Here is an 8,254-nt window from a genome sequence, read left to right as displayed (position 1 = left end):
GTCCGGCGGCTCGTCGGCGCCACCGCCAAGCCGAGCGACGGCCCGGTGTCGCGCTGGCTCAACCGTCCGATCTCGCGGCGCGTATCGGCGGGGTTGCTGCTGCTCATGCCCGACATCCGCCCGTCGCACGTCACGGCCGTCGTCGCGGTCGCCGGCGCCGCGATGTTCGCCGCGCTGCTGTTCGGCGGCCGGGCGGGGCTGATCGCGGGAGGGGTGCTGTTCCACGTCGCCTCGGTGATCGACGGCGTCGACGGCGAGATCGCGCGCGCCAGTCACCGCAGCACCGTCGCGGGCGCGACCCTGGACACACGCGTCGACGTCGCCACCAACCTTGGCTTCTTCATCGGCATCGCGGTGTCGCTGACCCGGCTCTACGGCGCCGGGCAGGCAGGGGTGGGCGCACTTCTCGTGCTGTTCGGGCTGGTCGGCATGGTGCTGCTCGGCTGGCTCGCCCGCCGCGCCGGGCGGCCGGGCAATCTCGACGTGCTCAAGTCGTACTACCGCCGGCGCTTCCCGACGGGATGGCAGCATCGCGTGACCGAGACGCTGGTGGCGATGACCAGCCGTGACTTCTTCGCCTTTGCCTTCGGGCTCATCATCGTCTGCGGCGCGGGCTGGACGGTGTCGTGGCTGCTCTTCGGGTTCAGCGCGATCTGGCTGACCACGATCATCGCCGCGGTACCGGGGCTGCTGCGCCAGGGCGGGGCGCCCGCTCCGGCATCCGCCCGATAGGGCGAGCGCCGGGGACGATCAGGGGTATTTGAGCCTGACGCCCGTCTCGGTGCCCGAGCGGGGAACGGGCAGGCGCACGGACGAGAACGACGGAAGGCCCAGGAAGGTCGAGGCGTTGTTCGAGAAGCCATAGCCTTCCGCCGGAAGGCCGAAGGTCGACCGCTTGAACTTCCGGTTGCCGTCCTCGTCGTGATAGACCGCGAGCCCGTAGACGCCCGTGGCGGGCACATGGATGCATACCCGGGTGGTCGGCATCACGGCGGCCACCCTGCCGACGTACAGCGAGCCGTGATGCGCCAGGAACTTGCTGCGGTCGTCCGCATAGAGCGTCACCGCGATCAGGCCCTTTGCGGAGCGGACGTTGCTCACCGTGACGAACAGCCGCACGTCGCTGACGGGTCCGGTGCAGTCGTCCGCGACCTCGGCTGGCGCGGGCGCGGGCGCCGTCGCCGCGCCCAGCATCGCGACCGCGAGCGCGCCGCCGATCGTGGTCATCATCGTCATCGATCCCCCGCAGCGCCGGCGACCGGCGCGAGCCTTGCGCCGCGCGTCCCGGTGATCGGTCCTAGCTGCTGTCCACCACGGGTCATAGGGCATCGGGGCACAAATCGCCTCCGGTCCGCGGGTTTGGGCCGACAGGATCATGGCACCCTGCCGTCCCCAAGGCCTAGAACGGCTTCTGGCTGGTTCCAAGAAGCCGTCCCAGCGACAGCACGGCGAACACCGAAAGCTCGAACCCATCGTGCGGCCGTGCCTGCGCCGGCAGGTAATAGGCATCCGGATCGACGAAATACTGCGCGATCGGTCGCACCGCAAACGCCTTTGTCACCTGTATGTTGGCCACCGTCTCGAACGCGAGGCCGCCGCGAGGCTGGAGCCGTCCCGGCCCGTCGGTCAGCACCTGCGCCCGCGACTCCGCGCTCGCCTCGATCGCCGACAGGCGTTGGTAGTGAGCCTGGAGGCCGAGCGCGTCGAACGGACGCCCGGGTATGAATCCGGTCACGTTCAGGCCCGCGATGGCGTCCAGCTCGATCGGCTGCGGCGAGCCGAGCGCGATGTCGATCGAGCCATAGGGCGCGATGTTCGCCGGCGGGCCATAGGGTCGCCTCGTCCCTCTCCAGACGACCTTGGCGCCCTGCGCGAACAGCACGCCGCCGCCCGGATAGTCCGCCGCCGTGTTCCGGGGCGTCGCGTCGGCTCCCGTCCCCTTGATGTTCGAATAGCCGTGCCGCGTGTTCACCTCCACGCCCACCTCGAAATTGCCCGGGCGCGCCGCGGTGTCGAACTCCGTCCGGTAGCCGACCTCGGCCAGGATCGCCGCGCCCGAGGCGCCGTCGGTGCTGAAATCATTGCCGTTGGCGGAGGCATGGCGGTAATTGTCCTCGAAGACCCCGCCCTGGACGTACCAGGCCCTGTCGATCCTGTAGGCCGCGCGCGCGCTCCAGACCGGATAGGGCGGCGAGTTGAAGTCTCCGTCGACCTCGAGCGTGCTCGAGAACGACGTGAACACGTCGAGCGAGTTCGACAGGAGGAAGTTGCGATAGATGTTGGACCTTCCGACCTCGATCGACAGCCGGCCCCCCACCAGCTTCTGTTCGAAGGTCAGGACGGACAGGACGTTGGGGACCGGCGCCGGGGTGGTCTGGAAGCCGGTCAGGAACCCGCCGGCCTGCGTGATGATGCCGGGTATGTCCCTCTGGAGGCCGAAGAAGGTGGCCTGGACGTGGAAGTTGCTTCCCCGCAGCCCGGCGAGCTTCTCCAGATCCACGTCGATCGCGGGGGCAAGGACGCCGAGGTTGCTCGACCGGCCGGTCACGATGCCCGCGCTTGGGTTGGCGAGATAGTGGTCGAACGCGATGCCGTGGACGTCGATGCCGTGGCTGAGCAGATCGGCGCCAGCGGTCGGGAACAGTCCGGATCGCGGCGGCGGCGACGTCGGCGCGGAGGGGTTCTGGATGCTTGGCGGAGCGGTCGTGCTCCTGGTCGGATCCGGCGTGACGCCCGGCGTGGCCTGGGACCGGTCCTGGCCATCCGCGACCGTTCCGGTGGCGGGTATCGGCGCGGCGTGCGCGGACGACGCCGCGACCGCGATGCAAGCGGCGCAGGCGCTCAGCGCGGCGATGGACCCCCTGCGGTACTTCCCAACCCTGGCATTCACGTGTGGCACGAACCCTCGTCGATGACTGAAGCGAGGGCGCATTGTCACCAAGTCATTGTGAAGGACAGTGGAAACTGGGATCGCCCGGGCGTGACGTCCGCCGGTAATGGCCATTCGACGCGAGCGGCCCTAGGCGGGGGCATGGCAGGCCCGCGATCCGGAACCGACATCGAAGGTCGCCTGACCCTCGTCTTCGCCGTCGCCTGCGGGCTGATGGCGGCCAACCTCTATTATGCGCAGGCGCTGATCGGCGAGATCGGCCCTGCGCTCGGCATGCATGGCAAGGGAGCGGCGCTGGCGGCCACCCTGACCCAGCTCGGCTACGGAGCCGGCCTCCTGCTGATCGTGTCGCTCGCCGATCTGGTGGAGAACCGCCGGCTGATCCTCATCATGGTGGCGGGCGCGGCGATCGGGCTGGCGGGACTGTTCCTGTCGCGCGGCGCCGCGAGCTTCCTCCTGTTCTCGGGCATGACGGGCTTCTGCTCGGTCGGCGCCCAGATCATCGTTCCGCTCGCCGCGCACCTCGCCCCCGACGCGCGGCGGGGACGCGTCGTCGGCAACGTCATGGGCGGGCTGATCGCCGGGATCATGCTGTCCCGGCCGATCGCGAACGGCCTGTCGGCGGTGGCGGGCTGGCGCGCGATCTTCGGAGCGTCGTCGGGCATGATGGCGCTGCTGGGGCTGGTGCTCTGGTTCGTCCTGCCCGAACGCCGGCCCACGGCCAGGCTGCGCTACGGCCAGATCCTGTATTCCAGCCTGCTGCTGCTCGTGCGGACGCCAGTGGTCCGCCGCCGCGCCGCCTACCAGGCGATGATCTTCGCCACCTTCAACCTGTTCTGGACCGCCGTGCCCCTGATCCTGGCGCAGCGGTTCGGCCTGGGGCAGTTCGGCATCGCCGTGTTCTCGCTAGCCGGGGCCGGCGGCGCGCTCGCCGCGCCGCTCGCGGGCCGGCTGGGGGACCGGGGCCATACCCGTCTGGGCACCGCCGGCGCGCTGCTCGCCGCGGTCGCCGCCTTGCTGACGAGCCTGTGGGCGGTCGACGCGCGCGCGCTGGTGGCGCTGGGCTGCGCGGCGGTGCTGCTCGACGCCGCGACCCAGTTGAACCAGGTGCTGGGCCAGCGCGCGGTCTATTCGATCGAGCCCGAAGCCCGCGGCCGGATCAACGCGAGCTACATGACGACGGTGTTCGTCGGCGCGGCCTGCGGCTCCACGCTCGCGTCATACACCTTCTTCCGGGGCGGGTGGAGCGCGACGGCGTGGACCGGGGCGGCGATCGCCGCCTCCGCGCTGCTCCTGTTCCTGACCGAGCGGCGATTCCCCGCGACGGACGTGTAAACTCCCGGAGCGGAAGCCGCCCGCCTATCGATGGGCGGGCAGCCTGCCCCGGACTAGGCCGCCCGCAGCAGGTCCACGCTGGTGCCGACGCCCGGAACGATCTGCTGGTTGGCCCAGGTCGTTCCCTCGAACGCGCTGTACCATATCCTGTCGTCCCCATGGATGCCTTTCCAGACAGCGACCAGCTTGCCGTTGTACGACGTCAGCCCCGGACCGACGCTGCTGCCGAAGAACGAGATCTGCTTCTGCGGCGTCCAGGTCGAGCCGTTGTAGGAGGCGTACCAGAGCCGCTCGTCGGAGAACTCGCCCTTCCATGCCGCGAACAGCTGGTTGTTGAACACGGCCAGCGACGGCCCCTCGCTCGACCCCGTGTTGACGATCTGCTTCTGCGGCGCCCAGGCGGAACCGTTGAACGTCGAGTACCACAGGCCGGGATCGCCGAACTGACCCTTCCAGACCGCGACCAGGCCGGTGCCGAAGGCGGCGATCGCCGGCCCGACGCTGCTGCCCACTCCCGGGACCGACTGCTGCGGCGCCCAGACCGACCCGTTGAAGCTCGACCACCAGAGGCGCTGGTCGTCTTCCATGCCCTTCCACGCCATGAACAGCTTGTTCTGGAAAAGGGCGAGCCGGGGCCCGGTGCTGGTCGCGATACCGGGGATCTGCTGCTGCGGCGTCCAGTTTATCCCGTTGAAGTGCGACCAGTATATGTTCTGGTCGTTCCCCGCGCCCTTCCAGGCCATATACAATTGGCTGTTGAACGCGGCGAGCGCGACGCCGGAACTCGTCGCGACGTTCGGCACGCTGGACTGGGGCGCCCAGGTCGAGCCGTTGTAATGCGTGGTGAAGATGCGGTCGTCGAACTCTATGCCCTTCCACGCCATGAAGAGCTGGTTCTTGAACGTCACGATGGCGGGCGGGAGGCCGACGCCGAACAGCCCGGTCGCGAAATTGGCGCCATTGACGCTGCCCAGGCCGGTCACGGCGTCCCAACCCGGACCGGCGGTATAGGCGCCGTTGTTCCCGGCGGTGACGTCGTCGAACGCGAAAGGTCCCTTGAGCGCATAGGCGTTGCCGTTCATGAAGCCGAGCGGCGCGGCGAAGCTCGCGTTCAGCACGGCGACCATGCCGGCATAGAACGGCGCGACGGCACTCGTCCCGCCCCACACGCCGATCGAACTGCCCTTCAGGATCAGCGCGTATCCGCTCGCGGGATCGGCGTTGCCGGCGATGTCGGGTACGCCGCGGCCGACGTGGCCGGCCGGGTTCTTCGAGGGCGGAACGTTGGCCCAGGATTGCCAGATCGGTCTGGCGAACGTGTTGCTGACGCCGCCGCCGCTGCCGGACCAGGCCGACTGCGTGAAGTTGAGGCCCGACACGTTCGAGATCGTCGTGCCGCCGCACGCCATGATGTTCGGGTCGGACGCCGGATAGAGCACCTGCGGCGGCGTCTCCGATCCGCTGTCCCCGGAGGATGCGAACACCGTTATGCCGAGATGGGCCGCCTCGGCGAGCACGTTGCTGATGGTATTGGCGACGCTGCCCCAACCGCTCTCGTCGCCGCCCCAGCTGATCGAGATCGTCGTCGGCCGGTGGACCGCGTCATGGATCGCGGTGCTGATGCAGTCGATCCACCCCTGTCCCGTGTTGGGGGCGAAGTAGACGACGATCTTCGCTCCCGGCGCGACCGATCCCGCCACGGCGATATCGAGGATGACCTCGCTGTCAGCCGGGTCTCCGGGTGCGTTGGTCGCGTTGTCGACGCCGACGGACGTGACGTCGGGGACCGGCAGGTGGGCGATCGTGCCGAAATACTGCTGGACGTCGCCGGGAAGGTATCCGCCACCGAACTCGAGGATGGCGATGCACTGTCCGGCCGCGGAGTTCGTGGGGATGTCATAGAGCCGCGCGACCTGGGCCGGGAGCAGCGGAGCCGTTCCCAGCGGCGCCGAAATCCCCGCCCCCAGCGAAGGTGCCTGCCGGTTGAGCGGCTGGGCGAGCGGTCGCGTGTCGAGCCCGTGAACGCTCTCGACGATCTCCGCGAGGTCGGCGGGAACGCTCGCCTCGCCGGCGTGGCTTAGATAGGCGATCGCCCCGGTGTGGTAGTGCCTCAACTCCACCCCGAACGCCGCATCCATCTGCGCGGCCGTCCCCTCCACGGTGACGCTGCGCCTCGCCGCATCGCTCGTCGTAACGCTCAGTCCGTGCGTGGAGGCGAACGACTTGACCCGATCCAGATCGGCGGACGCGGCGCCATACCGTTCCGCGAACTGCTCGCGCGTGAGGTGGGTGCGGCTTCCCGCGGGTAGCTGGCCTTGCGTCGTCGCGGACGGCAGTTCCGGTGCTCCCGGTTTCCGGCGCACGCGGACCGTCACGCTCAGCGTCGTCTCGCTGGCGGGACTTCCGACCAGCGCCGCGCCGGCGAGTGGCGGAAACGTGGAGCTGGCAAATGCGTGCTGGTTCAGGTCGGCCATCAATTCCTCCACCATGACATGATTGTTAAACCGCATGATCGGGCGTGCGTGACTAGATACAAGACCGAAGCCCTATACTGGAGATATATTACGATCGAGAACTGTCTCGATAGATTATCTTCGGGATTATCATCCCATGGACATGAGATTCGCCTTGTTGAACACTTATAAACTACTTTCGGTATGACAAGATCATCATGTATTTAGAACACTGTTCAACAAAGTGCATTAGACCGGGTAGAGACACTTAGGTAATATTGCGACGCACCATACAAGACATGGATCGCAAGCGTATCCAATCTGTCGCGGGATCATGAAGGCGGCCGATAGACGGTCGGAAACAAATCGGTTCTACCACATGCAAATGGCTGGACTTTGTGCACAAGCCCGATGACGCCGCTTCACCTCCGAACGTTCCGGGCGCAACCATGTCTGGTGCGGCCGTTCCGGCGACGGTGCCGGCATTCTCGGGGCAGGGGATGTTTTTCGGCGGATCGCGGAACCAGCGTTTGTCAGGGCTGTTAACGCCCTGTCCCGTCTGGAAGGCTGGATGCCGCACGGGCGGCGTAAGGTGGTAAGCCAGATAGCGAGGAAGCCATGCCCGATGGTCTCGCAGCCATGATCGGCTATTCATGCCAGACCGCGACGACCCGACGCTCCGCGTTCCCGTATTCCAAGAGTCCGTCACCGTCGACAAGATCGACGTGCAGACCGATGCGGTCCGCGTTCGCACCTCCGTCGAGGAGCGCGAAGTGCTGGTCGAGGAGGTCCTCGCCCGCGGCGCGCTGAAGGTCGAGCGGTTCAAGGTGGATCGGGCCGTCGACAGCGCGCCGCCCCCGCGCGAGGAGGGCGGCACCACGATCGTCTCGCTCGTCGAGGAGCGGCTGGTGGTCGAGAAGCGGCTGTTCGTCATCGAGGAAATCCATGTCACGCGGGAGCAGACGCAGGAGCGCGTCGCGATCCCGGTCACGCTCCGCGCGACGCGCGCGACGGTCGAACGGCCGTCCGACGAATCAACAGGGAGCATCACCAATGGCTGATCCGAACGACACGCGCGGCGCCTCGCCGCGCGAAATCCATATCGAGAAGAAGAAGACCAACTGGCTGGCGTGGATCGCGCTGGTGCTCGGCATCCTGGCCGCGTTGCTGGCGCTCAGCCGCTGCAACCGGCACGATGACGCCGTCGTCGCACCGGCGCCGGCCGGCACCGCCACGACCACGCCGCCCGTCGCGATCAAGCATGTGGCGCTGCCCGGCGGCAGGACGGTCGACCTTCAGCCGCAGACGCTGAACTACGATCTTCAGGCGTTCCTCGCCGGCGATGCCGCCGCGCCGCGGACCTTCACGTTCGACAAGCTCAACTTCGACACGGCTTCCGCGCAGATCAGGGCCGACGACAAGCCGACGCTGTCGGCGCTGGCGCAGATCCTGGCCGCCTATCCGAAGGCGGCCGTCCGGCTCGTCGGCTATGCGGATGCGCGAGGATCGGATGCCGCCAACGCCAAGCTGGGCGCCGACCGCGCCGCCGCCGTGGGCGCCGCGCTGACCGGCGCGG

General features: G+C 68.1%; 7 protein-coding genes. 4 read left to right on the top strand and 3 right to left on the bottom strand.

Features of this window, described 5'->3' with window-relative positions:
- The coding region (locus HUV01_RS09445) for a CDP-alcohol phosphatidyltransferase family protein (protein WP_174298030.1) at positions 1-732 on the top strand (732 nt) is incomplete at its 5' end.
- A gap of 18 nt (positions 733-750) precedes the next feature.
- Here the strand turns inward: HUV01_RS09445 and HUV01_RS09440 are convergent.
- Both HUV01_RS09440 and HUV01_RS09435 read right to left on the bottom strand, forming a co-directional pair.
- A complete protein-coding gene (locus tag HUV01_RS09440; protein WP_254606531.1) occupies positions 751-1,230 on the bottom strand; it encodes a DUF2141 domain-containing protein in 480 nt (159 codons plus the stop codon).
- 169 nt (positions 1,231-1,399) lie between these two features.
- A complete protein-coding gene (locus tag HUV01_RS09435) occupies positions 1,400-2,899 on the bottom strand; it encodes a carbohydrate porin (RefSeq protein WP_174298028.1) in 1,500 nt (499 codons plus the stop codon).
- A 132-nt stretch (positions 2,900-3,031) separates the two neighbouring features.
- Between HUV01_RS09435 and HUV01_RS09430 the strand changes: the two genes are divergently transcribed.
- Positions 3,032-4,225 (top strand): MFS transporter, encoded by a 1,194-nt coding sequence (locus tag HUV01_RS09430; RefSeq protein ID WP_174298027.1) that lies wholly within the window; start codon positions 3,032-3,034, stop codon positions 4,223-4,225.
- Positions 4,226-4,278: 53 nt separating this feature from the next.
- Here the strand turns inward: HUV01_RS09430 and HUV01_RS09425 are convergent, their stop codons facing one another.
- A complete protein-coding gene (locus HUV01_RS09425; RefSeq protein WP_174298026.1) occupies positions 4,279-6,735 on the bottom strand; it encodes a S53 family peptidase in 2,457 nt (818 codons plus the stop codon).
- Between the two features lie 596 nt (positions 6,736-7,331).
- On the opposite strand from HUV01_RS09425, the gene HUV01_RS09420 reads away from it, so the two are divergent.
- Positions 7,332-7,739, top strand: a complete 408-nt coding sequence (locus tag HUV01_RS09420; RefSeq protein WP_174298025.1) for a DUF2382 domain-containing protein — start codon at positions 7,332-7,334, stop codon at positions 7,737-7,739.
- A partial coding sequence (locus HUV01_RS09415) for an OmpA family protein (protein ID WP_174298024.1) occupies positions 7,732-8,254 on the top strand: 523 nt, incomplete at its 3' end. The genes HUV01_RS09420 and HUV01_RS09415, both read left to right, overlap by 8 nt.

This window comes from Sphingomonas bacterium (genome assembly GCF_903643035.1).
Classification (GTDB): Bacteria; Pseudomonadota; Alphaproteobacteria; order Sphingomonadales; family Sphingomonadaceae; genus Sphingomonas.
Note: the sequence above shows the minus strand (reverse complement) of the source record. Positions and strands in the feature narration are given on the sequence as shown.